This window comes from Nodosilinea nodulosa PCC 7104 (genome assembly GCF_000309385.1).
GTDB lineage: Bacteria > Cyanobacteriota > Cyanobacteriia > Phormidesmidales > Phormidesmidaceae > Nodosilinea > Nodosilinea nodulosa.
The window spans coordinates 4989666-5014890 of record NZ_JH976537.1; the positions used below are offsets into that span (position 1 = coordinate 4989666).

The window sequence follows — 25225 nt, forward strand, 5'->3', positions numbered from 1 at the left end:
CACCCACAGCTCAAACCCTTTTCCCTTCCCACCTTCATCCACTGAGAGCGCAGTCACAAACTAAGCCCTTTGCCTTTTGAATTTTGAATTTCCCCATCTCCCCATTTACGGAACTACCTATGACTACCGAAACCCAAACCTACGGCGTCCACTCCGAAGTGGGCAAGCTGCGCAAGGTAATGGTCTGCTCGCCCGGGCTGGCCCACTCGCGGCTGACCCCCAGCAACAACGACGACCTGCTGTTTGACGATGTGCTGTGGGTGGAAATGGCCAAGCGCGACCACGCCGACTTTGTGCTGAAGATGCGATCGCGCGGCGTTGACGTGATCGAAATGCACGAAATGCTGGCCGAAACCGTCGCCATCCCCGAAGCCAAAAAGTGGATTCTCGACCAGCAAATTGTGCCGAATCAGGTGGGCCTGGGCCTGGTGGAGGATGTGCGTGCTTTTCTCGATGAGCTACCCGCCGCTCAACTGGCTGAGTACCTGATTGGCGGTCTGGCGGTCTACGACATGCCTACGGGCTTTGGCAGCGAATTGCTGAAGCTGGCCCAAGACAACGACGGCTATGCGGGCTACCTGCTGCCGCCTTTGCCCAACACCCTCTACACCCGCGACACCACCTGCTGGATCTACGGCGGCGTTACCCTCAACCCGCTGTACTGGCCCGCTCGCCACGAGGAGACGGTGCTAACCACCTCGATCTACAAGTTTCACCCCAGCTTTGCCGAGGCCAACTTTCCGATCTGGTGGGGCGACCCTACCGAGTACCACGGCGCGGCCACCTTCGAGGGCGGCGACGTGATGCCCGTTGGCAAGGGCATTGTGCTGGTGGGCATGAGCGAGCGCACCTCCTACCAGGCGATTACCCAGGTGGCGGCGAATCTGTTTGCCAAGGGCGGGGCCGAGCGAGTGATCGTAGCGGGTATGCCCAAGCTGCGATCGGCCATGCATTTGGATACGGTGTTTACCTTTTGCGATCGCGACCTGGTCACCCTGTTTCCGCCCATCATGGACCAGGTGGTGCCCTTCTCCATCTACCCCAGCGATAAGGCCCCTGGCTACGACATCGTCAAAGAGTCCAAGTCTTTTGTGGAAGTGGTGGCCGACGCCCTGGGCCTGAAGAAAATGCGGGTAGTGGAGACCGGTGGAAATGCCTACCAGGAGCAGCGCCAGCAGTGGGACAGCGGCAACAACGCCGTGTGTTTGGAGCCGGGCGTGGTAGTGATGTACGACCGCAACACCGTCACCAACACCGCCCTGCGTAAAGAGGGCGTCGAAGTGGTCACCATCGTCGGGGCCGAGCTGGGACGCGGGCGCGGCGGCGGCCACTGCATGACCTGCCCGATCATCCGCGACGCCGTCGATTTTTAGGGGATTTTTCAGGCATACATTTCTCCCGTAGGGTGGGCAATGCTCGCCTTCACCCACGCCAACCTACAGACCCGGCAGGGTTGGCAATGACCACCTCAATCCTGATCTGCCAACTGTTCAAACCCCCTTGCCCCTAGCCAATGTAGGGGTCGCCAAATTTCTGCCGCTGCCCCCAATTCAAAGGTGGGCAATGCTCACCCTACCTGAGGAAACACTATGTTCAACAAAGATCGCCCCAGCCGCCGCGAGCAGCGCAAGGAAGAACGAGAGGTGTTTGGTCGGCGGGGTACGGCCACCCAGTACCGGCTGCGGGAAAAGCTGTTTTCCCTTGGCGATGATTTTTGGATCGAAGACGGCCAGGGCAACCGGGCCTTCAAGGTGGACGGCAAACTGCTGCGCATCCGTAACACTCTTTTCTTTGAAGACCTCCAGGGCAACCGGGTCTGCAAGATCCAGGAAAAGCTGCTCACCATCAAAGACACCATGACCATTGAGGGGGCCAACGACGAACCCCTGGCCACCGTCAAAAAGGCGCTGATTTCGCCCCTGCGCGATCGCTGGACGGTCAAAGTAGGCGATGGCTCCGACCTGGCCGTAAAAGGCAATGTTTTGGATTTTGAATACACCATTGGCGAAGACGGTCGCAAAGTGGCCGAAGTCTCCAAACGCTGGTTTCGGATTGCCAACACCTACGGCGTGCAGATTGAACCTTCCCAAAACGACATCTTGATTCTGGCCATTACCGTTGCCCTCGATCGCATGGCCCATCCCTAGATCCCAGCTCCCCGTAGGGTTGGCACCGCCCCCCACCCAACGCCAGCCCCGAGACCCAACCGCAACATTGTCCACCGGGGCGATCGCCATTCCGCAAATTTCAAGGTGGGCATTGTCCTACCGCTCCATAGGAAAGACCGCATGATTACCCGCCACGACCTAAAGGAACTGCAATCGCTGACCACAGTTCCGGCCCTGTCGATTTTGCTGCCCACCCACCGCACCTCCCCCGACAATCGGCAGGACCCGATTGTGGTCAAAAACCTGGTCAGCGAAGCGACGGAGCGTCTGGCTAAGGAATTCTCCGATCGCGATCTAGACCCCCTGCTGGTCAACCTCGACGGGCTGGTCAGCGACATCAACTACGCCCACACACTTGACGGACTGGCGCTGTTTGTCAGCCACGAGTTTGCCAGGCTGTTCTACCTGCCCTTCACCGTGCCCCAGCGGGTGATCATCGACCAGACCTTTGCCACCCGCGATCTGGTCTACGGTCTGCACCGAGCCCAGCGCTACTGGGTGTTTTTGCTCAGCCAAAACGCCACGCGGCTGCTGGCGGGCACGGGCGAAACCCTTGAAGAAGTCACCGACGGCAGCTTTCCCATGGAGATGACCGGCCCCGGCGCCACCACGGCGCTGCCCTACGATTCTGACTCGGCCTACGTGGACGATCGCCACCGCCGCTTTTTTCAGCAGGTCGATCGCACCTTTACCGCCTACGCCGAAGACAATACCCTGCCGATTATTCTGGGGGGCGTCATCCGCCAGATTTCGTTTTTTCAGGAGGTTTCTAAGTACACCGCCCAGGTGGCGGGCACTATCACCGGCAACTTTGACGCAGCCACCCCCGCAGCCCTGGTGCCCGAGGTGTGGCCCATTGTGCAGGCGGTGCGATCGCAGCAGCGCGCCGATGCCCTGCAAGCCCTCGATACCGCCATGGGCGCAGGCAAAGTGGTCTCTGCGATCGAAGCGGCGTGGCGGCTGGCCAGGGACGGGCGGGGCAGCCTGCTGGTGGTAGAAAAGGGCTATCACGTCCCGGCCGTCGTCAGCCCAACCGGCGGTTTAGAGGTGGTAGAAGCCGTGGGCGGCACCGACGTCATGGATGACGCCGTCGATGAAATTATCGAGGCCGTGCTGGCCAAGGGCGGCGAGGTGGTCTTTTTAGAAGATGGGGCCTTGGCCGACTACCAGCGCATTGCCCTTATCCTGCGCTACTAGCCCGGCGAAACCCCCAGGCTGCGACAGCCCCCTTGTCTCCCATCCAGGCTGAGGTGTGATGAGCCTCACTGAGGCAAAGTTAGTCTCCTGGTCGGCACTTTCTTTTAGGACTCAGTCGGTGGATATAGCACGACCAGCTTGCAAATCTGAGATGCTGGAATTCTGTAACAACAGACACCTTAAGGAGTCATCACCATGGGTACTGAGCAACAACAACCGGGCGCACTGGTCATCATCGGCGGCGCAGAGGACAAAGAGGGCGACTGCGTTGTGCTGCGGGAGTTTGTCCGCGCTGCTGGCGGCGTCAAGGCCCGCATTGCCGTTATGACCGCCGCCACCAGCCTGCCCGGCGAAGTCGGAGACGAGTACATTCGCGTGTTTGATCGGCTGGGGGCTGAGTCGGTAGAAGTTGTGCACACCGAGCGCCGGGAAGACTCCGAGCGGGAGGACGGGCTGCGCAAGGTTTCAGAGGCCACCGGCATTTTCTTCACCGGGGGCGACCAGTCGCGCATCGTCGATTTCATCAAAGACACGCCCCTAGACGACGTCATTCACCAGCGCCACGCCGCTGGTGCCGTGATTGGCGGCACCAGCGCCGGGGCCGCCATGATGCCCGACGAAATGATTGTGGGCGGGGCTTCGGTATCTAACCCCAGCGTTGATGCGGTGGAAATGGGGCCAGGCATGGGCTTTTTGCCCGGAATTGTGGTGGACCAGCACTTTGCCCAGCGGGGGCGACTGGGCCGACTGCTGGCGGCCCTGGTGCTACAACCGGCGGTGCTGGGCCTGGGCATTGATGAAAACACCGGCATTATCGTCAATGGCGACGAGTTTGCCGTCATCGGCCAGGGAGCCGTCACCGTGGTGGATGAAACCAGCGCCACCCACAACAACCTGGAGGGGTTACTCCAGGACGAACCCCTGGCCCTCTGCGGGGTCAAGCTGCACATCTTGCCCCAGGGCTACCGCTTTAACCTCAAGACTCATACTCCCATCGTGTAGTTACAGGAGATGTTCTATGGCCGAGTCCCCCGAGCTGCCGCGATCGCCCTCCTTATTGGTAAGCTACCCACTGCCCCCGGCCCCACCGCCGAGGCGCTTTAGGCGGGGGTAGCTGCTGGTGTCCATTCAATTTGCCATTCACTATGACCACCCTCATCAACCCCAGGGCCATCCCTGGCCTGGCCAAAACGGTCTATACCGGCGATACCCTCCAGGGGGTACCGGTGATCAGCCATCTGGGGGTGGGCGACCTGGCGGCGGGCCAGGTGCATCGGTTTTTCTTCCAGGGCGTGCAGATGGGCACGGGCCAGCACTGGTATGTGCCGGTGCTGGTGGCTAAGGGGGCTGTCAAAGCCGCTGCCAGCGAAGCCTCAGCCCCCTGCGTGGGCCTGGTGGCGGGCATCCACGGCGACGAAGTAAGCGGCATTGATGCGGTGCAGCGGGTGATGGCCCAGCTCGCCCCCCAGGCGATGGCGGGCAGCGTGGTGGCGGTGCTGGGGGTGTCGCGACCAGCGCTGGAGTATACGCGATCGCACTGGCTGACCGCCCAGGGCGGCGGCTCCCTGGTGGATATGAACCGGGTTTGGCCGGGGGATGAAACCGGGGCCAACGCCGCCACCCGCCACGCCGGGCTGCTGTGGAATCGGCTGCTGATCAACAACATCGACATTGTGCTCGACTACCACACTGTCACCACTGGCAGCGACTTCACGCTGTTTTTGTTTGCCGATCTGCGCCAGATTCTGGTGCGGCAACTGGCGGAACTGTTTCCGGTGGAGCAAATCCAAAACGACCCTGGCCTGGAGGGCACCCTCGAAACAGCCCTGGTGAAGGCGGGCATTCCGGCCCTGACGCTGGAAGTGGGCGGCCCCCGGCGGTTTGACGCGGGCAAAATTGCCCTGGCGGTGGAGGGCAGCCTCAATGTGCTAAAGCACTGCGGCATCCTCGATGGGCCGCTGGGGCGCACCGCCGCCGAGGCAGGCACGGTGGTGGGCGATGCCCTGGAGACCATTCGGGCGACCGCAGGCGGTTTTTTAGAGCTGCTGGTGGATTTGCGCGATCGCGTCACCCCCGGCCAGCCCGTCGCCCTACAGCGCAACGCCTTTGGCGACGTGGTGGCCGAGTACCGCTCCAGCGTCAGCGGCGAGGTCGCCGTGGTGGCCCGCGACGCCCTCTGCGAACCCGGCTCGCGGGTGATGCAGATTCTCTACAGCCAGGGGGTGGCCCCAAACTAAGGCGCGGTTTACATCTATTAATTGCCCTGGCTTTTGTCGCCGCGTACAATTTTCACAGCCGTTTCATGTCACTGCTGCGTCATTCAAGATCCGTTAATAATCCGTTAAACCAGGACAAGAGGAAACGACCATGACAACCAATATTCTGTCAAGCGAAGAGATTAAAAAGTCAATTTCCTGGGTCATTATTCTCAGCATTGCGCTCATTGTGCTGGGCGCGTTGGCCATTATTTCGCCGATGATAGCGTCCGCCTTTTTCACCGCCACAATGGGGTGGATCGCCCTGATCAGCGGCATCGTAATGGTGGTTCAATCCTTTCGATCGCACCCGGTAAGAGGGTTTTGGCTCAACCTGATTGTGGGTATTTTTTACGCAGTGGCTGGCCTCTATATTCTGTTTAACCTGGGGGCGGCGCTGCTGGCTCTGACCCTGGCCTTCGGCATTTTGTTTGTCGTTGAAGGCATCTACACCATCATTGTGGGCTTTACCCAAAAGGCGGGCCACAGCATGTCGTGGCTGGTGGTGCTCAATGGCGTAGTGACGCTCATTCTCGGCATCATGGTGCTCAACCGCTGGCCGATCAGCGCCCTCTGGCTGATCGGCCTGTACGTCGGCATTAGCCTGTTGCTGAGCGGCCTCAGCCTGCTGGCCGCCGCCCTGGCCGCCCGCAAGGCCATGGCCGATGCTCCCCCGACTGAGGCCAGCTAGAGACCGCACCAGACTCGGGCAGGCCGTATTTTGAGGCCTGCCCGATCGCGTGAATAGCCCTGAAAAAATTCCTAAGAAAAGATTACTGAAAGTAGAAAAACGTTGCCTGCAGCACTCCAATCGCAAACCCTAAAATGCCGCCCAGATTGACAATCGCCTGGAGCTCACTGCGCACAATGCCCTGAATCGCCATCTCCAGCTCCTTGGGCGAGGTGCCGCGCACCCGGTCGATAATCACCTGGTCGATGTTGAGAATAGGAATAATTTGCGCCACCAGCGACTCTAAATCGCGCTCCAGGTAGCGCTCCAAAATGAGCGCCAGCTCTTCGCTGACCGGGTCCAGCGATTGGGTGATAACGGCTGAATTTTGCAGGCGGTTAAGCAGTTGGGTAGCCAGCATTTCCCAGTTCACCGAAGCGCCCAGACCGCGCACAAACTCTGGACCCAGGGTGCGAATGTAGCCCTGGATTGACTCGCGCAGGTTGCGGCGCACCTGGCGCACGGTGGACACCGGCAGGTTTTGTAGCGACACCCGCTGCAGCGACTCTTGCAGGCGTTTTTTGAGCTGTAGGGCCACGGTCAGCTCGGCAATGCGGGTGTTGCTGACCTCCCGCTCGTCGAGGCAAAAGGCCCGCAGGCGGCCCAGGGCATTGCGGACCCCAAACAGGTTGGCCACCACCCAGTAGGTGCCGCTGGTGCGCTCGCGAAAGATGGTGTCAATGACTTGAATGTTGCGATCGGTGAGAAAGTCGATCACAAGCTGGCGCAGCTTATCGGGGGGAAATACCCCTGTGAGCAGCCAGGTGGCAATCTGGTCGGCCTGATCCGGGGTAAGCCTAAAGTCAATCAGCACCTGGTCAAAGAGCTGATTGAGCTGGGGTTCTAAAAAGTCGTCGCGGCGCGCCCAAACCCGAATCAGCCGGGGCAGCGATTTGCCAAACAGATCCTCCAGAATGGCCCCGGCAATCTTGGCGGTACGCGCCTGGGCGCGGCTCTGCACCTGGTCGAGGGCCAGCTGCAAGAGCCACTTGATGGCGGCCTGGGTGCGATCGGTCTGCAGCAGGCGGCGGGCCAGGTTTTGCAGCTCCTCCGGCGTGAGTAGCGACCCCATAATCGTGTCTGAAATGCGTTTGGCCAGCCGCTCCTGGTTGCTGGGTATCAGCCCTGGGGTAAAGGGCAGGCGCCGCGTTCCCAGGTAGATAGGGCGGTAGGGGCGAAACAGCATTTTGATGGCGATGTCATTGGTGCAGTAGCCAATGACGCCGCCCACGATCGGTGGAGCCAGCAGTAGCCACAGCTCAGACCCGGTCATGGCGACCTACCACCAACACCCCCATCAGCTCACCGGCAATGGGGTAGTGAACCGCCTGCCCAAACCCGGCCCGGCGGGCCAGGGCCACCTGCTCTGGCCCGTCGGGGAAGCGATCGACGCTGGGGCCGATGTAGGCATACTCCTCGGTGAGGCCCATTTGCTCGGCGGCGGGCACCACCAGGGCATCGAGATACCAGCGCTGAAACTGCTCGGCCAGCCAGCCCTGGGGCCGATGAAAGTCGAGGATGGCGGCGGTGGCGCCGGGTTTGAGCACCCGATGCAGCTCGGTCAGCCCCTGGGGAATATCGGTGAGATTGCGCAGGCCGTAGCCCATGGTGGCGGCATCAAAGGTGCTGGCCTCAAAGGGCAGAGCCAGAGCATCGCCCTGCACCCAGTGCGGCTGCGTTGGCAGGGGCGCCCGGCGCGATCGCCCCTCGGCCACCGCCAGCAGCTCTGCCGAAAAATCGAGGCCATAGACTTTACCCGTTGTCCCCACGGCCTGGGCCAGCATGAGAGCCATGTCGCCGCTGCCGCAGCACACATCAAGGGCGGTCTGCCCAGGGGCAGCGCCGCTCCAGCGCACGGCCATGCGCTTCCAGACCCGGTGCAGGCCAAAGCTCAGCCGCTCATTGAGGCTGTCGTAGACCGGGGCAATGCGATCGAAGAGCCCCTGAATATCGGTGGCAGTGAGAGGGGATGACTGAAGAGGGGCCACGGTAAATACGGCGGTTACGGTAAAATAGGCCAACCTTTACTGTAGCGCTGCTCCTGGGACTCAGCCAGGGTATTTCGTAGTGTTTGTTACATTGCTTCCATTGCCCGTCCCGGCCCCTTGCCCCTACAGGCCCATTGCTCCTATAAGGTATCGCAGTTGGCAATCTGCACCTGCCCGGCCACCGCGACCGGGGTGGGTGAGGGGGTAGTTGCTGCACTACCCTGGCAGATGACGGTGGCCAGCCTGGTGCTGCCGCCGGGGTCTACGGTGCTAAAGACGACCCCCGCATAGCCCCGCAGGGCGGGGTTGAGCGGAATCGCCTGGGTGCTCGTCATCTTCAGCCCGCTGGCCTGGGAGGTAATGGCGTAGGTGTAGTCCGCCGGGGCGTTTTGATTGGCAAAACCCAGTTCACCGATGGATGTGGCAAAGCGATCGTTTTCCACAAAGAACGCCTGCTGCGCCCGGTTGACCACGCCAATGTACACCAGCACCCTGGCCTGCTTGGACTTGGCGGCTTGGCTTAAAAAGCTGGGTAGGGCCAGGCTCGCCAAAACGCCCAGGATCGCCACCACTACCAGCATCTCGATTAGGGTGAAGCCCCCCTGGGTGGAGCTCCAACGGCGGCTGCAGGGCTTAGGGGCAGAACGATAGAGGGGAACAGCCATCGCAAAAACAGGCCGGGAGAGATTGCCCTACTCTCTACGCAATTTCTCGGAGGCAACAGAGTAGAATCTCTCAGCTTTACCTGAGCTTTAAGAATGCCCTGGCCATCCCTAGGGCTGAAATTATTCTCCAGCCAGCCCCCAGCCCCAGCGATCGGGCGCCTAGCTCTACCAAAACGGTCTAAACTGTCAGACTATACCCATTGAACCTGAGCGATTTGGACACCTTGCCCCCTACCTCTACCAACCCTAATGCCCTGCGCGTGTTTATGACAGGGGCTAGCGGCTGCATCGGTCACTATATTCTAGATCTGCTGCTGGAGAGCGATCGCTACGAGCTGTTTTTGCTGCTGCGCCACCCCGAGAAGCTGCGGCTACCGGTGCAAAACAATGCCAGGGTGCACATTCTGCGCGGGGGGCTGGAGGATATTGATCCGTTCGTCGATCTGCTGCCCACCATCGACATCGCCATTTTGACGGCGGCAGCCTGGGGCGGTGACGCCAGCTACGTCGATGCTATCAATGTCGATGCCAATTTGAGGCTGATGGCCCACCTCGCCCCCCAGCGCTGCCAGCAAATTATCTACTTCTCCACCGCCAGCATTTTGAACCAGCAGAGCGACCCCCTGCCCGAGGCTGGCAGTATCGGCACCGAATACATTCGCAGTAAGTACGAATGCCACCACCGCCTCAGCGAGCTGGCGGTGTACGACAAAATCACTACGGTGTTTCCCACCCTCGTGTTTGGGGGCGACAAGGAAAAGCCCTCCTCATTTATTTCAGCCGGGCTCAAGGATGTCACCCGCTGGGTGGGGCTGGTGCGCTTTTTCCGGGCCGATGCGGGGTTTCACTTCGCCCATGCCCAGGACATTGCCACCGTGGTCAACTACCTGGTTGAGCACCCGTCCACCGAGGGCTACCGAGAATACGTGCTGGGCAACCCGCCGCTGACGGTAAACCAGGCTGTAGAGCAAATTTGCGACTATTTTGGTCAGCGCATCTGGTTTCGCATTCCGCTGTCGATGTGGCTAGCCGATGTGCTGATTAAAGTGTTTCGGGTGCAGATGGCGCCGTGGGACTATTTCTGTCTGCGCTACCGTCACTTTGTCTACGCTGGGGTTGTCAGTCCGGCCAGCTTTGGCATGGAGCCCTACTGCTCGACCCTGGCGGACCTGCTGCGGGTACATGGTATTCCTGGGGTAAAGCGGATGAGAAAGGTGAGGGGATCGGAAAAGTAGGGCGAGCCGATCTAGCCCAAGTTGGAACCCTTGCTCTTTTCCAAGCGCCGTCTTCCGTACGCCGTCCTCCAGGCGCTGGCCCAGGTTGGCTCTCTACTTCAGCACCAGTCGGTAGGGCATCAGCGAATAAATACCGCGGGGATCGTCAAAGGCTCGGATCATGTGGGTGTCGTCGACAAACTGTAGCACCTGGCTGGTGAGGGGATCGTGGGCGGCCGCTCGGACGGTTTGACCGCCCAGGAAAAACCTTAGGAACTGCTGCCATTCGTCGGGTTTAGGGTATTCTTGCAGGCGCCAGTCGTCGCCCAGGTCGGCGAGTTTGGCGGCGGTGGCGATCGCCGCATCTACCCCCCCCAGCTCATCCACTAGGCCCAGATCTAGGGCCGCCTTACCCGACCACACCCGCCCCTGGGCCAGATCGGCCACCTTCGGACGAGGCAGGCCGCGCCCCTCGGCCACCCGGTCTAAAAAGCCGTCGTAGATGGTGTCCACAGTCCGCTGCAAAATGGCGAGTTCGGCCTTGGTCTTGGGCCGAGTGTTGGAGTAAATATCGGCTAGCTCAGCGGTTTTCACCCCGTCCCAGCTGACCCCCACCTTATTGCCCAGGCCCTGTAAATTGAGAAAAATACCAAACACCCCAATCGACCCCGTGATGGTGGTGGGCTCAGCGACGATCGCATCGGCCTGGGAGGAAATCCAGTAGCCCCCGGAGGCCGCCACGTCGCCCATGGACACCACCACTGGTTTCCCCGCCTTCTGCACCAGCTGAAGCTCCCGCAGAATCACCTCCGAGGCGGTGGCGCTGCCGCCGGGGCTGTTGACCCGCAGCACCACCGCCTTAACCTTGTCGTCCTGGCGCAGCTGGCGCAGCTGGTGGGCCAGGGCATTGCCCGCAATTACTCCGGCTTGGCCAAACTCGCTGTCGTCCCCGCCATCGACGATGGGGCCTTCGGCGTACACCAGGGCCACCTGGCGGTCGGAGCGGCGGCTGGTTAAAGGGTCATCTACGGCTTTGGCGTAGCCGGCCAGACTAATCTGGCGAAAGTCGAGGTCGTCCTCGTTGTCGTCGGATTTATCTTCCCCGGTGAGGCCCCTGAGGGCGGCAATCACCTCGTCTTCGTAGGCGATCGCATCGACAAACTTCTGGGTTTTAGCCTCCTGCCCAAACAAAAATCCCTGGGTATTGGCCACGGTCTGCATCTGCTGGGGAGACAGCTTTCGGGGCGCGGCGGCGGTGGCCAGCAGATTCTGCCACACATCCCCCAGCAGCCGCTGGGTCTGCTCCTGCTCCTCAGGGCTCATGGTGTTGCGAATTAGCGGCTCCACCGCCGACTTGTACTTGCCCACCCGCGTCACCTGCACCCCTACCCCCAGTTTCTTCAGGGCGTCCGCCTGGTACATGGTTTCGGCGTAGAGGCCGTTCATCTCAACTTCGCCAAAGGGGTTGAGGTATACTGTATCGGCCAGGGAGGCCAGGGCATACTCCCGCTCATCCCAGGAGATGTCGTAGGCCAAAACGGGCTTCCCCGCGGCCTTAAAAGCCTGTATCGCCGGGTAAATTTCCGCCTGGCTGGCCAGCCCGGTGCCCATGCCAGCGCCACCCTTGAGGTACAGGGCCGCTACGCGATCGTCGGTGGCAGCCGCCTTGAGGGCAAGCACCGCCTGGCGCAGGGTTAGCTCCCCGGCAGGCTGGCCGCCGAACACGATCGCGCTCGGATCGATGGCCCCAATGGAGTCAGGAATGACCGTAGAGAGGTCGTAGACCAGCACGGTATCTTTCTCTATGGTGGGGGCATCACTGCCTTTGCTCAGGTTGGCCACCAGCACCCCCACCAGCCCCACGGCGCCCAGGGTCAGCAAAAACCCCAGCAGCAAACAAAACAAAATGGACCCGGTCAGACTGGCCAGGGTGTACTTCAAAAACTGCCGCATGGAGATCACGCTAGGGGATAGGGTTGGCCAAACTACCGATACACGTCGGCGTCTTCGGCATCCTCGTAGGCATCGAGGGCCTCGTCATCGGGAGTCTGACTCATTTCATCTTTAAAGCCGCGCAGGGTTTTGCCCAAAGCGCTGCCCAGTTCAGGAATTTTTTTGGGGCCAAAGATGAGCACAGCCACCCCAATGACAAGCACAACTTCAGTCCAGCCGAGGTTAAACATGGTGGTAGCAAAGGTTGGAGGTTTGTTTCACTATACAGCCTGAAACCAGAGCCGAGGAGATTACCTACACCGTTGCCGCCGCCTCAGGGGCAGCCTCGGGGGCAAAGCGGAACCCCGCCTGCCGAATCCGGTCCATCGCCACGGCCAGGCGATCGCAGTCGGCAATCAGGCTGACGCGAATGTAGCCGTCCCCGCCGGGGCCAAAGGCATTGCCTGGGGTGACCACCACCCCGGTTTCCTGCAAGACCGCCAGGGCAAAATCGGTCGAGGTGGTGCCGACAGGGCAGGGCACCCACAGATACATGGTGGCCTGGGGTTTATCCACCGTCCAGCCCAGGGAGGCAAACTCGTCGATCAAAAAGTCGCGGCGGCTAGAGTAGCGCTGCTGCACCTCCTCCAGGTAGCGATCGGGCAGAGACAGGGCCGTTTCCGCCGCCCGCTGTAGGGCCGCAAAAATGCCGTAGTCCAGGTTGGTCTTCAGAGTGCGCAGGCCCTGAATAATGTGGGAGTTACCTACCACAAAGCCCACCCGCCAGCCGGCCATGTTGTAGGTTTTCGACAGGGTGTGAAACTCCACCCCCACCTCCTTGCCGCCGGGAATTTCCAGCAGGCTGGTGGGCTGGTAGCCGTCAAAGGCCAGCTCGGCGTAGCAGAGGTCGTGCACCAGCAGAATCTGATGCCGGTGGGCAAACTCCACCGCGCGCTCAAAAAATGACCGGGGCGCCGTGGCGGCGGTGGGGTTGTTGGGATAGTTAAAGAACAGCGCCTTGGCCCGCTGGGCCACCTCCACCGGAATGGCGTCAAAATCGATCAGCCATTGGTTGGCGGGGGTGAGGCGCAGATTATAGATCTCGGCTCCGGCGATGGCAGGGCCGCGAAAGTGAGCCGGGTAGGCCGGGGTGGGCACCAGCACCAGGTCGCCAGGGTTGATAAAGGCCATGGCCAGGTGGGTAATCCCCTCCTTAGATCCCAGCAGTGGCAGGGCCTCGGCGGTGGGGTCGAGGGCCACTCCGTAGCGGCGGCGGTACCAGTCGGTAATGGCGGTGCGAAAGCTGGCAGTCCCCTCAAAGGGCGGATAGCCGTGGGTAGCGGCGTCGGCGATCGCCGCGTGGGCTGCCTCCACCACCGGGGCAGGGGTAGGGCCGTCAGGATTGCCCATGCCCAGGTCAATCAGGTCTAGCCCCTGCTCGCGGGCGCGAGCCTTGAGCTCATCGAGGCGGGCAAAGACGTAGGGAGGCAGGGCGCTGAGGCGATGGGCTGTGGGCATCCAGTCGAGGGTCATGGCTGCACCTCCGGGGCAACGCTAGCGGGACGAACGGGAGCGGCGGCGCGGTTTTTTTCGCGCAGTTCCGGGCACAGGGGCGACACCATGGCCGCCATCACCGCCTCCGGAGCCACCGTAAAGGGCAGGTGATGAATGTCAGACCCCTCACGGCAGGCAAAGGCCGCCGCCCGCTGCAAATCACCCAGGGAAATCTCTCCCAGGCCCAGGTCGGCCAGGGTTTGGGGCAGGCCAGCGGCGCGGTAAAAGGGCAACAGCTGCTGACGGGCGGCCCTGGCCAGGGCGGCATTCCCGCCCATTTCTTCTAGCCGCAGCTGCACCAAAATGCCGTAGGCCACCTTCTCGCCGTGGAGAATGCCGTGGCTAGCCGGAATCTGCGTTAACCCGTTATGCACCGCGTGGGCCGCCACCGTGCGGCACTGGGCGCCACCGACGCCGCCAACTACCCCGGCCAGCAGCACGGTGGCGTCGACCACCTCCTGCCATTCGGGGCCGCCCCAGTGGCGCAGGGCAGCGGGGGTCTTTTGCAGGAGAATGTCGCGCAGCACCCGCGCCTGCTGCACCGCCGCCACAATCAGGGTTTGCTGGCTGGCCCCACTGCTGACAGCCGCTTCGTACCACTTGGCCAGGCCGTCGCCAATGCCCGCCACCAGGGTGCGGCGAGGGGCCGTGCGAATCAGGGCATAGTCGAGAATCAGCAGGCTGGGGCAGGTAGGCAGGGCCACATCGTAGCGAAAGGCCCCCTGGTCAGAATAGACATTGGACAGCGCTGTCCAGGCGGCGCAGGTGGCCCCAGAGGTGGGCACCGTCACCACCGGCTGCTGGATTTGATGGGCCAGCAGCTTGGCCGTATCCAGCGCCTTACCGCCGCCGACACCGATGACAACATCGGCCCGATGGTCGCTGGCGATCGCCCGCAACCGGGCCAGGCTGGCTTCACTACAGTCGCCGCCGTAGGTCGCCGTCTGGATGGCCATTCCCTCCTGGCTCAGGGCATCGAGCAGAGGCGCAATCAGGCTAAGGCTGTGGCTGCCGCCCACCATCAAAGGACGCTGGCCCAAACGGGCAATGGCAGACCCCTGGGCGGCCAAAATACCGTCACCGCGAACAACCTGAGCCGGGGCAATGGCAAGGGTGGGGAGGGGGGAGAGGGTGGTCATAGAGGATACGGGAGCGGATGGATGGGTAGGTAAATGGGGACGCGGGTGGAAAAGAGTAAAAGCAGAGAACGCTAGCTGGGGATGGGCCAGCTATCGCGGTTGATCTGCACCTGAAACGCATCCTCTGAGCCTTTGGGGGTGGGCTGAATTTGGCCCAGGTACAAAAGCCGGGAGATCCCCCCTGGCTCGTGGGCTAGGGTGCGGGCGCGAATGGTGGCTACCTGCCCCGGCAGACCCAGGCGGTAGGGCTTAAAGAGATTGCTGGCGGCCTGGTGCAGGGTGGCATCCAGAGTCTCCGGGTCCATCGTGTTGGGCACGGTGATCACAATCTGGCTGGCCCCGGAGTCGTAGACGGTGGCATAGGGCATGGCGCCGGGCACCGCCGTCCGGGTAAACGGCTCAAAGCTCAGACCCAGTAGCCCCACCGTGAGGACGGCCGCAAACCCCGTAGCCCCCACCAGGCGAAACCGAATGCCCCACTTGAAGATAAAAGCCAGCACGGCCAGCACGGCCAGGGCCAGCGTACCGAGGGCAGCCCACTGAGTGGCGATCAAGAAATTGGCTGGGCTAAACATCTCGCAGGTGTATCCGTAGATTAAGGCGGCTCATTAACGATATCGCAGAAGCTCTTCCCCAATCCGGAAAAGCACTCCCAGGCGGGGCTACAATGCGCCCCCACCCAGAGCCCTGAGGCGAGAATGCCCGGCTCACGCTCTGCTCTCTGGTATACAGCCATACCCTTTGCCTTACTGATCCTATCAGCAGTTTTCCAGTCTTTGGGCTGCCGGAGCATAACGGTAGACACAGCAGGCAATCTCAGCCCCCTGGGGCATTTGGCGCTGGGGTTGGGGAAAGCGATCGCGCGTAAAGCTCGGCCGCAGGCCACCAAGGCCGCCGTTTTGGCCCATTTCCACCGAAGGCCCCAGCCCCAACAAAACTCAATGAATTAGGTTGTAAACCTACCCAAGACAGGGTAAAACTTGAAGCCGTAGCAATAAACGATGGCGGCAGCAATGACACAGGTAGCAGGCACAGGTAGCAGACTATGGCGGCAGGGTGCGCGTGGGGTAGGGCTATTGCTGCCGCTGCTGCTGCTGGGCTGTGGCTCGTCGAAGGTGGCCCAGTGCAATCAGCTGGCCGAGGTAGTCAATCAAACCCAGGGCTTTATGCAGGAGTTCGAGGCCGAGATTCAGACCTTCAGCGAGAGTGCGGCCCAGGTCAAAAACCTAGACGACATCAAGCTAGCCGCCAGCCAGTACACCAGCGCTGTCGACAAGGTCGTCACCAACCTCGACGGGCTAGTGGACGATCTTCAGGCCACCAACCTGCGCGATGAAGATCTGAGCCAGTTTAGGGATAACTACGTGGGGGTTGTGAAGGGCTTCAGCACCGCCCTTACCGATGCCCGTGAGGCCATGGAGCTGGTGGTGCAGGTGCAGTCTGAGGCCGAGCTGCCGGCCAAAATCGAAGAGTCTCAGCAGCAGACCATGACCGCAGTCGCCTCGATCGAAACCCTCTCCCAAAAAGAATCGCAGCTCATCAACGAGGTCAACACCTACTGCGGGGCAGCTCAGCCCGCTGTGCCGCCTCAACCCGCCCCCTCCACCCCCACTGAGTCCACCGAACCTGCCCCGACCGAACCCGCTGTTCCCTCTACCCCCACCGATCCCGGATCGTAGCCCAGTAGACTGCGGCATAGGTTTTTGGACTATGGCCGATTGCAAGGGGGCCGTGGGGCTGGGGAGCCAGGGAGTGGGAACGGTGGCGGATTTGCGTCCAGCAGCACCAGGCGCCAGTTTGGCGGCTTTGAAAGCGGGTTTAAAGGCCTATTTCAGGGGGCTTACACTCGTTTTCCTGGCTTAGCTCTGGGGCAAGACAGGAACTTTTCGTCGCAGCAAGCGCTCTAGGCCGTTAGATCTGCCAGAGTGATTTTGACGGGGGTGCGTTGCGGCGATCATCTGCCCTACCCCGGCAATGGGAGACTGGTAATCTCAGTCCAGTTGTGGAAGAAAAGTTAACATCCGCCCTACCTGCGCCAGAATATGAAGCATTTTCTGCAACTAAATCTATACTTTTGAAGCTGGAATAATCTCCCTGTATAGAAAGCAATAACCCATGTGGGCCTAAGATATGTTAAAAGCATAGCTGATCCCACTTTAGGGCCAATAGACGGGGGGCAGGGGGGACTGCTAACTGCCGCTAGACTCCTTTCAAACCCGTATTTAGATCCTGCTATCAATGGTTCTCAGCTAGTTCCTAAATAGATGTTCTGGCCCTCAACCTGAGCCAATTTGGGTAACTCTAGCCTGCGGCTTTCACCCCTGCCTGCTGTTATATCCTCTGTGTGTTCCCTGTGAGTTACTGAGGCTAAAAATTCCGTAATTTATCTAGTCTGAGTAATCGTCATCCTGTGACCTATCAGTCCCAAGTTCCGCCCGATTTAAAACAAGACCTCCTGCGAGCCGTAGACAACAGCCCCGCAGACTGGATTTTGCTTAACCTGGCCCTGAGCACGATGAAAATGGGGGGCCACCGCTACGGAGCATTCCTAGACGCTGCCACCACCGCCGCCAAGCTAGCCATCTACAGCACGTTCATAGAACAGGGCCAGAACATTCGCAAGACAGGCTTCTTGTACCACGTAGAGCCCAAACGGGTAAAAGCGATCGTGCAAGAAATTCAGGCCGCGCTGGCAGAGGGGCAAAGCCTCAAGGTTCTCAACTCCAAAGAGCCCTACTATCTCATTGCTCTGCCCTTTCTCTGGCAAGAACACTTTCCCTGCAACGCCTCCGAGTCCTGCGTCCGGATTCAGGGCCTTACCCCCGGCGAGCGCAAAGCCATTGAGGAGGACTTGCCGAGCGGAGCACCCCGAGCCCGAATCTTAGACCAGGTGGAGTTTACCGAGCTCATTGAGCTGCTCCACCAAATGTCCCAGGAGGAGTTGCCCAAGGGGCAGCGGATGCCCTTTAGCGACGCTCTGATGTCCCACATCAAGTTTCGGCTGCTGCACTCCAGCACCGTGATTCAGATCGATTCGCCCCTGGTAGATATTCCTCTGTACGCTCTGGCCAGTGAATCGTACTCGCCCAAGGGGGAGCAGGAGCGAGTCTTTGCCATGATCGACGACGTGGCCCGCTACTTCGGCCTACTACAGGCCTGGGTGCGCGAAGAAACCGGTGTGATGCGCGGGGTCGAGGTATTTGACGTTGCTCCCCAGCAACGCCAGCAGGCCCTGCAGGAGCTCGACGAGATGCTGCGGGCCTGGGCTGACAAATACCACCAGGACGGCGGCCTGCCCATGGTGCTGCAGTTTGCGGCGGGCCGTCGGGAGTACGACTGACCCAGGTGCCGACAGCCTTTACCGCCCCTGGTGCCCCATCATCTAGGTCTTTGGACTGACTCCAGAGCCTGGGTGGGCTAAGCTGAAGGTGTTGTAAAGATATGTAACGCCATGGGTCAAGCTGCCCCTTCCCGCCAGGCCTCATCGGGTCGTCGAATCGTTGTCGCTGGGGCGGGCATTGGCGGCCTGACGGCGGCGGCGCTGCTGGCGCGTCGGGGTTATGCGGTGCGGGTATTTGACCAGGCCCAGGTGGCGGGAGGATGTGCCTCAACCTTTCGGCGGCGAGGCTTTACCTTCGATGTCGGGGCAACCCAGGTGGCGGGGCTAGAGCCAGGGGGCATTCACCACCAGATCTTTGCTGAACTCGATCTGCCGCTGCCCGAGGCCACGCCCTGCGATCCGGCCTGTGCCGTTTTTTTGCCGGGGGAGAGTGAACCCATTCGGGTGTGGCGCGACCCGGCGGCGTGGCAGGCCGAGCGGCAGCGGCAGTTTCCCGGCAGCGAACCCTTTTGGCAGCTGATGCAAAGGCTATTTCAGCCCAGCTGGCGGTTTCAGGCGCGGCAGCCGGTGCTGCCCCCCCGCAGCCTCTGGGATCTGTGGCAGCTGGCCCAGGCGCTGCGCCCCGACACGCTGACGACGGTGCCCTATACCTTTACCACCGTCGGGCAGGTGCTGCGTCAGCTGGGCCTGGCGGCCGATGCGCCCGGCGCTCCCCCCGCAAATCGCCGTCTCAAGACCTTTCTCGACCTCCAGCTCAAGCTCTACTCCCAGGTTAGCGCCGACGAAACCGCCGTCCTGTACGCGGCCACCGCCCTCAGCATGTCCCAGGCACCCCAGGGATTGTGGCACCTCCACGGCAGTATGCAGGTGCTCAGCGACAGCCTGGAAAAGGCGCTGCTGCGCGACGGCGGTCTGCTACAGCTCAACCACCGGGTGCAGCACGTCCACACCGCCCAGGGCCGGGTGACGGGGGTCACCGTGGAGGATCAAAAAACCGGCCGCACTTGGGTAGAAGCTGCCGACCATGTGGTAGCCAACGTGACGGTGCAGAATCTGGTGCAGCTGCTGGGCGATCGCGCCCCCAGCCGCTATCGGGGCTACCAGCGCCGGGTCGAGGCCCTGCCCCCCAGCAGCGGAGCCTTTGTGCTGTATCTGGGGGTCGATGCTGCCGCTATTCCCCCCGACTGCCCGCCCCACCTGCAATTTTTCTACGACTACGACGGTCCGATCGCCGAAAACAATACGCTGTTTGTGTCGGTGAGTCGCCCCGGTGACGGGCGCGCCCCCGAGGGCAAGGCCACCATCGTCGCGTCTTCCTTTACTGACCTCAGTCCCTGGTGGCAAATCGAGGACTATGAAGCGCTCAAACAGGCCTATACCGAGGGCGCCATCCGGCGGCTGTCCAGCTACTTTGACCTCCAGCGCGAGCACATTGTCCACGTTGAGGCGGCTACCCCGCGCACCTTCGCCCGATTTACCGGCCGCGATCGCGGTGCGGTCGGCGGACTGGGCATGCGCATCGGCACCTTTGGCCCCTTTGGGTTTGCCAATCGCACCCCAGTGGGTGGGCTGTGGCTGGTGGGCGACTGCACTCACCCCGGCGAGGGGACAGCGGGCGTGAGCTACTCGGCCCAAACCGTCGCGAAGCAGATTGGGGCGCTCTAGTGCTTGACCTAGGGGCAGAAAGGAGCAAATCCTCAAGAAAACTTTAAAAAATGCATCCTATATAGCGGAGAAAACCACCCCCGACCTGGGTATTATTGACTAACTAAAAGTTGTAGATTGCAGCGTTCTAGGTAAAATTCACTACTCATCACCCCATCAAACCGGGTTCGAGTCAAAAAGGGGGTCGAGCAGAGCTAAATTTTGAGCTGTTTGCCCCACCGTGGATAGAATTGTCGCCAGAGTCGGCCGCCGCTGGGTTGCCGCCACGTCTACCGCCCTCACAATCAGGTCAGCAGCATGAGTCCTTGGGATTCCTTAGATTCGTGGTCAAACTACTCTAGTCGGCCCCCCGCTAGTCTAGAAGACTTGCTCTATCAGCACTGGCAGTACTGGCGCAAGCAGGAGGCTCCCCACGAGCTGATTGAGCGGTTTCGCCGCCTGTTTTTTGACGTTGCTAGCTACCCAGATAGCTCGGTGGCCAGCGCCCTGCTCAAGCTGTCAGAGCAGGACACCGCCGATCGCGAGTTTAAGTACGTCCTCAACCGCTGCTGCTACACCCTCATTAACCTCTGGTACACCCAGCCCCGCGACCACTGGGCTATTCCAGAGCTGGTGCGGCTGTTTGAAGACCTGCCCCCGGTTCACGGCCCCAACGCTAAGGCTCAAAGGGTTTACAGCCTGGTCAAGGAGTTTCCCCAGACCGAGCAGTTTGCCTCTCTGGTGCGGCTTCAGCAAATTATGGCCCCCGCCCGAGAAGCCGATACCTCCGCAGCGGCAGCTGTGGAAGATCAGCCCCTGGCCCACCGCATTCGCCACTATCCCTTCCTGTACGACAACAGCCTGCTGACCAAAGACAGCGGCCAGGAGCAAAAGCAAAACATCAACGATCTGCGCCGTCGGGCCGAGACCGACCTGGGCATTCGGCTGGCCCGCTACCACGCCCAGCACCAGATTCCTGAGCGGGCCGGGCAGGTGGTCAATCCCACGCTGCTCGACACCACTGGACTAGACGAAGCGCTGAACTTCTACACGGGCAAAATTGATGGCCGCACCCACCGCGACCAGGCCCGCTGGTTTGCCACCTACAGCAAAACCGTGCGATCATTCCGCGACTTCAAAGACGAGTTTGTCGACTACTTGATCAGCCCGATCGCAGCAGCCGAACCCAAGTACAGCGGCAACCACTTCACCCGCAACTTGCGCCAGTACCTGCGCGAGACCCTGGCCGAGTTCGACGCTCAGCCCCTGAACAGCTTTATGCTGGTTGAGACCTGCCGCCGTCTGCTCAACTTTTTGGTGGTCGACAGCCCCCACCGCCCGGTGTTTCGCAACTTTCGCCACCTGGTCAACGACGTGGGCCACACCCTGACCATGGGCCTGCTGCTGCGGCTGGTGCTGTTTTGCTCGGCGGCTAAGCCCTGGCTAGAGCGCTGTTTTTCGGTGCTGTTCAACCTCCACGAGCGCCGCACCTGCAAAGAGGTACCCTGGCTGGTGACCAGTCTTGAGCACGCTAACGTAGCGCTAATCACCAACTTTAGCGATGTTGGCTATCAGTTCTAGCCTCTCTGGGGAACGCCTTGGCCTTTCAGTGCCTCGGTGACCCATGTGTTTAGGCGACACATTTTTGCTGTCAGCCCGCAGGAGCTGCGACTTTGCTGCGTCGTCCCGGCGTGGCTGTACTCGACGTCTATTTTTAAAATTTCCCCTGGCCCGAGGCCGTCAAAGCAGACCTTGGCCAGGCGGAACTAACGGTGTATGGGGGGAGTTGGATTGGCGCAGGGCTGGGTGTGGATTAGGCGATTGGCCCTGGGGGCGGTGGCGGTGGGGCTGGTGCTGCGCTTTGCCAACTTAGATCGCAAGGTTTACTGGCACGACGAAGCCTACACCAGCCTGCGAGTAGCGGGCTATGTCGGCCCGGCGGTGGAAAAAGCCACCGCCGATCGCCCCAGCCTGACGGCGGCAGACCTGATGCGTTATCAGCAGATGCCGCCTGCCCCATCGCTGGCCGACTGCTGGACCGCGCTGGTCGCCAACCCCGAACATCCGCCGCTGTACTACCTGCTGGCCCACGGCTGGGGGCGGCTGTTTGGCGCGTCGGTGGCGGGCTACCGGGCGATCGCGGCCCTGTTTGGGGCGATCGCCCTGCCGGTGATGTTCTGGCTGGCGCGGCAGCTGTTTCCGCTCCGGCCAGCGGTGGCCTGGGTGGCGGTGGCCCTGCTGGCGGTATCCCCAGTGCAGCTGGTCTACGGTCAGGAGGCGAGGGAGTACACCCTCTGGGTGGTGGGGCTGCTGCTGGCCCACGGGAGCCTGGTGCAGGCCCTCCACCAAAAAACGCCCTGGGCCTGGGTGACCTACGGGCTGGCCCTGGGGCTGGCCTGGTACGGGTCGCTGGTGACGGCGCTGCTGGGGCTGAGCCATCTGGTCTATATGGCCCTCAGCCAGCGGCGGGTGCGGCCCTGGGTGGGGTATGGGCTGGCCAACGGCCTCGGGCTGCTCCTGTTTGCCCCCTGGATTTGGACCCTGGTGCAGCAGTGGGGGCGGTTCCAAAAGGTCACCGGCTGGACCCGTGAACCAAGCCCCCTGGGGTTTTTAGCCCAGCTGTGGGGGCTGCACTACAGCGCCACCGTGGTCGATTTTAATCTCCCGCTGAACCATCCTTTTACCGTGGTGGGGCCAACCCTGGTGTTGGGCCTGGGGGCGATCGCCCTGGGCCACCTGTGGCGCCACTACCCGCGATCGACCGCCCTGTTCTTGACCTGCGGGCTGCTGATTCCGCCGCTGGTGCTGATCGGCCACGACATTCTCAAAGCGGCGCAAATCTCCCGCAATACTCGCTACTTCCTGCCGTCGCTTGTGCTGATGCCGCTGGCGATCGCGGTTCTTGTCACCCACTGGCTCACCTTTTCCCAGCGGTGGGTGAGGGGTTTGGGCGCGGCACTGCTGGCCCTGGTGCTCATGGTGGGGCTGGCATCAGGCGTCACCAATGTGCGCGCGTTTACCTGGTGGAATAAAGCCTTTAGCTCATCCAATCGGTTTATCGCTGCGGACATAAACCAGCTACCCGACCCCATGGTCATCGTTGGCCCCAGCAACATTGCCCTGGGGGAGGCCCTCTCGCTCAGCCACTACCTGCGACCCGACACGCCGGTATGGCTATTGTCCGACCAGACCCTGCCCACCGCCGCTGCCCTCAGGGCGGCCCACCCCCAGGGCAGCCTGGTTTTGTTTAAGGCCAGCCCCGACTTACTGGAAACAGTGCCGCCGGGATGGCAAATTGCCCTGGCCGACGAGGCCGCCCAGTTCTCTCCCTACGATGTGGTCAGGCTGATCCCGCCGCCCGGTTCTCAGCCTCGCCCAATGCCAGGCTGACCCATACGCAATCGATTTGGAAGTAACCCCGGTGCACGATTTGGACCCTGTGGGGGCGTGGCCCGCCATGCCCCCACAAACCGGGCATAGGCCGTCAGGGTTTGGGCTTATACCAAATCCGAATCCCATAATCCCGATTCCCAAAAGGTAGAACCGTAGGGTGCATTCGCGGCTACACCCTCGCCTGGCAGCGCCCTGATGGCTTTGATTAGCCGCAATGCACCACTAGGGAATCGGGGGTAGCTGATCAGGATTTGGTATTAGACGACCGCCGGAGCCTGCATCTGAAGGGTGCCGATCGCCGCATCCATGGTCAGCGGAGCGCCGATGGGCAGCGTCCAAATGGGTTCTACGTGACCAATCCAGGCCCCCGCGTAGGCGGGAATGCCCAGGGGCTGAATGTGGTCGCGCAGAATGTCTTCCAGGGTGAGCGAGCCGTAGCCTTCGCCGGGGCCGCAGGCGACGCACTGGCCAAACACAAACCCCGCCAGCCCGTCCAGCACTCCCGCTAGCCTGAGCTGGGTGAGCATGCGATCGATGCGGTAGAGCGGTTCACCCACGTCTTCTAAAAACAAAATGGCTCCGGTGGTGCTGGGCAGGTAGGGCGACCCGACAATGCCAGAAACTACCGACAGGTTGCCCCCCAGCAGCGGCCCGGTGGCGCGACCCGCCGTGATGGTCTGAATCCGCCCCTGGTCGCGCATCAGGCGATCTTGGTCGGCCCCCAGCAGCGGGTTGCTGTAGGTGAGCGCTTCGCCCTGCATAAGAATTTGGCGCAGTGGCTCCACCTGGTCGGGCTGCCAGGAGGTAACGCCGTGGGGGCCGTGGAATGTGACCAGCCCGGTTTGGGCGTGGATGCCCAGCAGCAGGGCCGAGATATCGCTAAAGCCAATCAGCACCTTGGGGTTGGCGCGAATGGTGTCGTAGTCGAGGTAGGGCAGAATGCGGGCGCTGCCCCAGTCGCCCCGGATTGGCAGCAGCGCTTTGACCGCCGGGTCGGCAAACAGGGCATTGACGTCGGCGGCCCGCTCGGCATCGGTGCCGGCCAGGTAGCCGTAACGGGCTAGAGCGTGGGGCGCGACCTGGGGCACAAAGCCTAGAGCCTTTACCGCATCGATGACCAGATCGAGGCGATCGCGCTCAAAAGTAGCCCCCGCCGGACTCACAATGCCCACCGTATCGCCCTCCCGCAGGCGCGGCGGCTTCAGGATGGGCGGGGCCTGGGCCGGGACGGCCTGCGATCGCAGCGCCACCGCTGCCGTAGCCACCCCCAACCCGCCCAATAGCTGTCGCCGCTGCATACGCGCTACCCTAAAATCTTGCCTACGTCACTGCCGAGCATACACCGGAGCCACCCATGACAGCGTCTTCTTCGTCCCCCCTCAGCCCCGCCGCCTGGGAACAGCGCTACCAGGAAGGCACCCCCCGCTGGGATCTGGGCCACCCCGCCCCGGCCTTTCAGGCCCTGCTAGCATCTGCCGACGCCCCCAGGACAGGCTCGGCGCTGGTGCTCGGCGCCGGGCGCGGCCACGATGCCATCCTTTTCGCCCAGCAGGGCTTCAATGTTACTGCCGTAGACTTTGCTCCCTCAGCCATTCAGGCCTTGGGCGCACAGGCCCAGGCTAAAGACCTCTCCCTGCAACTGCTAGAGCGAGATATTTTTGACCTGGTGCCCGAGTTTAGCGGGCAGTTTGACTACGCGATCGAACACACCTGCTTCTGCGCCATCGACCCCGCCCTGCGCCCCGCCTACGTAGAGCTGGTGGCCAATCTGCTGGCACCCAATGGCGACCTGCTGGCCGTATTCTTTACCCACCGTCGCCAGGGCGGCCCACCCTTCGGCACTACCCCCACCGAAGTGCGCCAGCTGTTTGAACCCCACTTCGAGGTTGTTTCCCTGGAACCTGTGGCCAATTCAGTGCCATCGCGCAGCGGGGAAGAGTATTTTGGGCGGCTGCGGCGGCGTTAGAAGGGTGGATGGATGAATTCAAAGTTCAAAGTTCAAAATT

At 61.6% G+C, this 25225-nt stretch carries 22 protein-coding genes; 13 read left to right on the forward strand and 9 right to left on the reverse strand.

From position 1 onward, the window contains the following. Nucleotides 1–119: 119 nt before the first annotated feature. From arcA to LEPTO7104_RS0123095, 6 genes are all read left to right on the forward strand, one after another. A complete protein-coding gene (gene arcA, locus LEPTO7104_RS0123070; RefSeq protein WP_017300958.1) occupies nt 120–1373 on the forward strand; it encodes an arginine deiminase in 1254 nt (417 codons plus the stop codon). Nucleotides 1374–1589: 216 nt separating this feature from the next. Further along, complete coding sequence (locus LEPTO7104_RS0123075; RefSeq protein ID WP_017300959.1) at nt 1590–2147, forward strand: LURP-one-related/scramblase family protein; 558 nt, start codon at nt 1590–1592, stop codon at nt 2145–2147. Nucleotides 2148–2288: 141 nt separating this feature from the next. Further along, nucleotides 2289–3365, forward strand: a complete 1077-nt coding sequence (locus LEPTO7104_RS0123080; RefSeq protein ID WP_017300960.1) for an AOC03_06830 family ribosome hibernation factor — start codon at nt 2289–2291, stop codon at nt 3363–3365. 195 nt (nt 3366–3560) lie between these two features. After that, on the forward strand, nt 3561–4367 hold the full coding sequence (locus tag LEPTO7104_RS0123085) for a cyanophycinase (protein WP_017300961.1): 807 nt from the start codon (nt 3561–3563) through the stop codon (nt 4365–4367). 143 nt (nt 4368–4510) lie between these two features. Further along, complete coding sequence (locus LEPTO7104_RS0123090; RefSeq protein ID WP_017300962.1) at nt 4511–5602, forward strand: M14 family metallopeptidase; 1092 nt, start codon at nt 4511–4513, stop codon at nt 5600–5602. A 130-nt stretch (nt 5603–5732) separates the two neighbouring features. Next, the gene (locus tag LEPTO7104_RS0123095) at nt 5733–6311 is read left to right on the forward strand and encodes an HdeD family acid-resistance protein (RefSeq protein WP_017300963.1); all 579 of its coding nucleotides are present in this window, start codon (nt 5733–5735) and stop codon (nt 6309–6311) included. A gap of 82 nt (nt 6312–6393) precedes the next feature. Here LEPTO7104_RS0123095 and LEPTO7104_RS0123100 read toward each other — a convergent pair whose 3' ends face one another. The 3 genes from LEPTO7104_RS0123100 to LEPTO7104_RS37285 all read right to left on the reverse strand — a co-directional run bounded on the left by LEPTO7104_RS0123100 (nt 6394) and on the right by LEPTO7104_RS37285 (nt 9003). Continuing rightward, nucleotides 6394–7623 carry a DUF445 domain-containing protein gene (locus tag LEPTO7104_RS0123100; RefSeq protein ID WP_017300964.1) on the reverse strand — a complete coding sequence of 410 codons (1230 nt, stop codon included), beginning with the start codon at nt 7621–7623 and terminating at the stop codon, nt 6394–6396. Beyond that, a complete protein-coding gene (ubiE, locus tag LEPTO7104_RS0123105) occupies nt 7610–8371 on the reverse strand; it encodes a bifunctional demethylmenaquinone methyltransferase/2-methoxy-6-polyprenyl-1,4-benzoquinol methylase UbiE (RefSeq protein ID WP_017300965.1) in 762 nt (253 codons plus the stop codon). The genes LEPTO7104_RS0123100 and ubiE overlap by 14 nt, the downstream gene beginning before the upstream one ends. 107 nt (nt 8372–8478) lie before the next feature. Beyond that, nucleotides 8479–9003 (reverse strand): type IV pilin protein, encoded by a 525-nt coding sequence (locus LEPTO7104_RS37285; protein ID WP_017300966.1) that lies wholly within the window; start codon nt 9001–9003, stop codon nt 8479–8481. Between the two features lie 224 nt (nt 9004–9227). Here LEPTO7104_RS37285 and LEPTO7104_RS34985 point away from each other — a divergent pair, with 224 nt between their 5' ends. Continuing rightward, nucleotides 9228–10238: an NAD-dependent epimerase/dehydratase family protein gene (locus tag LEPTO7104_RS34985; protein ID WP_225887030.1), complete on the forward strand. Its 1011-nt coding sequence runs from the start codon at nt 9228–9230 to the stop codon at nt 10236–10238. 93 nt (nt 10239–10331) lie between these two features. On the opposite strand, the gene sppA is transcribed toward LEPTO7104_RS34985, so the two are convergent. The 5 genes from sppA to LEPTO7104_RS0123140 form a co-directional block, all read right to left on the reverse strand. Beyond that, nucleotides 10332–12170: a signal peptide peptidase SppA gene (gene sppA / locus LEPTO7104_RS0123120; RefSeq protein WP_017300968.1), complete on the reverse strand. Its 1839-nt coding sequence runs from the start codon at nt 12168–12170 to the stop codon at nt 10332–10334. A gap of 32 nt (nt 12171–12202) precedes the next feature. Further along, entirely contained in the window at nt 12203–12400 is a 198-nt protein-coding gene (locus tag LEPTO7104_RS0123125) for a Sec-independent protein translocase subunit TatA/TatB (protein ID WP_017300969.1), read from the reverse strand. Between the two features lie 64 nt (nt 12401–12464). Next, on the reverse strand, nt 12465–13682 hold the full coding sequence (locus LEPTO7104_RS0123130; protein WP_017300970.1) for an aspartate aminotransferase: 1218 nt from the start codon (nt 13680–13682) through the stop codon (nt 12465–12467). After that, nucleotides 13679–14842, reverse strand: coding sequence for an iron-containing alcohol dehydrogenase family protein (locus LEPTO7104_RS0123135; protein ID WP_017300971.1), 1164 nt, complete (start codon nt 14840–14842; stop codon nt 13679–13681). Before LEPTO7104_RS0123135 ends, LEPTO7104_RS0123130 begins: the two co-directional genes overlap by 4 nt. Nucleotides 14843–14913: 71 nt before the next feature. Continuing rightward, nucleotides 14914–15417 (reverse strand): Ycf51 family protein, encoded by a 504-nt coding sequence (locus LEPTO7104_RS0123140; RefSeq protein WP_017300972.1) that lies wholly within the window; start codon nt 15415–15417, stop codon nt 14914–14916. A 438-nt stretch (nt 15418–15855) separates the two neighbouring features. Between LEPTO7104_RS0123140 and LEPTO7104_RS0123150 the strand changes: the two genes are divergently transcribed. The 5 genes from LEPTO7104_RS0123150 (at nt 15856) to LEPTO7104_RS0123175 (ending at nt 23216) form a co-directional block, all read left to right on the forward strand. Then, nucleotides 15856–16521 (forward strand): hypothetical protein, encoded by a 666-nt coding sequence (locus LEPTO7104_RS0123150; protein WP_196358143.1) that lies wholly within the window; start codon nt 15856–15858, stop codon nt 16519–16521. A 731-nt stretch (nt 16522–17252) separates the two neighbouring features. Then, entirely contained in the window at nt 17253–18182 is a 930-nt protein-coding gene (gene hetR / locus LEPTO7104_RS0123160; protein WP_017300976.1) for a hypothetical protein, read from the forward strand. Nucleotides 18183–18293: 111 nt separating this feature from the next. Beyond that, nucleotides 18294–19847 (forward strand): C-3',4' desaturase CrtD, encoded by a 1554-nt coding sequence (gene crtD, locus LEPTO7104_RS0123165; protein WP_017300977.1) that lies wholly within the window; start codon nt 18294–18296, stop codon nt 19845–19847. Between the two features lie 297 nt (nt 19848–20144). Beyond that, nucleotides 20145–21407, forward strand: a complete 1263-nt coding sequence (locus LEPTO7104_RS0123170) for a hypothetical protein (RefSeq protein WP_026073005.1) — start codon at nt 20145–20147, stop codon at nt 21405–21407. A gap of 195 nt (nt 21408–21602) precedes the next feature. Beyond that, nucleotides 21603–23216 (forward strand): glycosyltransferase family 39 protein, encoded by a 1614-nt coding sequence (locus tag LEPTO7104_RS0123175; RefSeq protein WP_017300979.1) that lies wholly within the window; start codon nt 21603–21605, stop codon nt 23214–23216. Nucleotides 23217–23476: 260 nt separating this feature from the next. On the opposite strand, the gene LEPTO7104_RS0123180 is transcribed toward LEPTO7104_RS0123175, so the two are convergent. Further along, nucleotides 23477–24517, reverse strand: a complete 1041-nt coding sequence (locus tag LEPTO7104_RS0123180; protein ID WP_017300980.1) for a S66 peptidase family protein — start codon at nt 24515–24517, stop codon at nt 23477–23479. 56 nt (nt 24518–24573) lie between these two features. Here LEPTO7104_RS0123180 and LEPTO7104_RS0123185 point away from each other — a divergent pair, with 56 nt between their 5' ends. Further along, complete coding sequence (locus LEPTO7104_RS0123185; protein ID WP_017300981.1) at nt 24574–25185, forward strand: methyltransferase domain-containing protein; 612 nt, start codon at nt 24574–24576, stop codon at nt 25183–25185. Nucleotides 25186–25225 lie beyond the last annotated feature (40 nt).

Excerpts from the sequence above, each read along its gene's own strand:
- arcA (WP_017300958.1), top strand. The coding sequence starts at position 120 with ATGACTACCGAAACCCAAACCTACGGCGTCCACTCCGAAGTGGGCAAG.
- LEPTO7104_RS0123075 (WP_017300959.1), top strand. The coding sequence starts at position 1,590 with ATGTTCAACAAAGATCGCCCCAGCCGCCGCGAGCAGCGCAAGGAAGAA.
- LEPTO7104_RS0123080 (WP_017300960.1), top strand. The coding sequence starts at position 2,289 with ATGATTACCCGCCACGACCTAAAGGAACTGCAATCGCTGACCACAGTT.
- LEPTO7104_RS0123085 (WP_017300961.1), top strand. The coding sequence starts at position 3,561 with ATGGGTACTGAGCAACAACAACCGGGCGCACTGGTCATCATCGGCGGC.
- LEPTO7104_RS0123090 (WP_017300962.1), top strand. The coding sequence starts at position 4,511 with ATGACCACCCTCATCAACCCCAGGGCCATCCCTGGCCTGGCCAAAACG.
- LEPTO7104_RS0123095 (WP_017300963.1), top strand. The coding sequence starts at position 5,733 with ATGACAACCAATATTCTGTCAAGCGAAGAGATTAAAAAGTCAATTTCC.
- LEPTO7104_RS0123100 (WP_017300964.1), bottom strand. The coding sequence starts at position 7,623 with ATGACCGGGTCTGAGCTGTGGCTACTGCTGGCTCCACCGATCGTGGGC.
- LEPTO7104_RS37285 (WP_017300966.1), bottom strand. The coding sequence starts at position 9,003 with ATGGCTGTTCCCCTCTATCGTTCTGCCCCTAAGCCCTGCAGCCGCCGT.
- sppA (WP_017300968.1), bottom strand. The coding sequence starts at position 12,170 with ATGCGGCAGTTTTTGAAGTACACCCTGGCCAGTCTGACCGGGTCCATT.
- LEPTO7104_RS0123125 (WP_017300969.1), bottom strand. The coding sequence starts at position 12,400 with ATGTTTAACCTCGGCTGGACTGAAGTTGTGCTTGTCATTGGGGTGGCT.
- LEPTO7104_RS0123130 (WP_017300970.1), bottom strand. The coding sequence starts at position 13,682 with ATGACCCTCGACTGGATGCCCACAGCCCATCGCCTCAGCGCCCTGCCT.
- LEPTO7104_RS0123135 (WP_017300971.1), bottom strand. The coding sequence starts at position 14,842 with ATGACCACCCTCTCCCCCCTCCCCACCCTTGCCATTGCCCCGGCTCAG.
- LEPTO7104_RS0123140 (WP_017300972.1), bottom strand. The coding sequence starts at position 15,417 with ATGTTTAGCCCAGCCAATTTCTTGATCGCCACTCAGTGGGCTGCCCTC.
- LEPTO7104_RS0123150 (WP_196358143.1), top strand. The coding sequence starts at position 15,856 with ATGACACAGGTAGCAGGCACAGGTAGCAGACTATGGCGGCAGGGTGCG.
- crtD (WP_017300977.1), top strand. The coding sequence starts at position 18,294 with ATGGGTCAAGCTGCCCCTTCCCGCCAGGCCTCATCGGGTCGTCGAATC.
- LEPTO7104_RS0123170 (WP_026073005.1), top strand. The coding sequence starts at position 20,145 with ATGAGTCCTTGGGATTCCTTAGATTCGTGGTCAAACTACTCTAGTCGG.
- LEPTO7104_RS0123175 (WP_017300979.1), top strand. The coding sequence starts at position 21,603 with ATGGGGGGAGTTGGATTGGCGCAGGGCTGGGTGTGGATTAGGCGATTG.
- LEPTO7104_RS0123180 (WP_017300980.1), bottom strand. The coding sequence starts at position 24,517 with ATGCAGCGGCGACAGCTATTGGGCGGGTTGGGGGTGGCTACGGCAGCG.
- LEPTO7104_RS0123185 (WP_017300981.1), top strand. The coding sequence starts at position 24,574 with ATGACAGCGTCTTCTTCGTCCCCCCTCAGCCCCGCCGCCTGGGAACAG.